We start from the raw sequence: 217 nt of genomic DNA, 5'->3' as shown, positions 1-217 counted from the left end.
GTCAAAATGGGCAAAGTGAAGTGTTCAGAATTAAGGACAAAAGATAAAAAGGAGCTATTCAAACAGCTTGAGGAGCTAAAGACAGAATTAACAAATCTTCGGGTTGCTAAAGTTACTGGTGGAGTTGCTTCTAAACTGTCCAAGATCCGTGTTGTAAGAAAAGCTATCGCACGTGTTTACATTGTGTATCACCAGAAGATGAAGGTCAATCTTAGAA

The 217-nt window shown here is 38.2% G+C and carries 1 protein-coding gene; it reads left to right on the top strand.

All coding sequences use genetic code 11. The annotated features are described in order from the left end of the window. Positions 1-217: 50S ribosomal protein L29 (gene rpmC, locus F0U47_RS22910; RefSeq protein WP_149752370.1), on the top strand; the 217-nt coding region annotated here is incomplete at both ends.

This window comes from Nocardioides antri (genome assembly GCF_008373765.1).
GTDB lineage: Bacteria > Actinomycetota > Actinomycetes > Propionibacteriales > Nocardioidaceae > Nocardioides > Nocardioides antri.
This window is presented reverse-complemented; position numbering and strand designations above follow the sequence as displayed.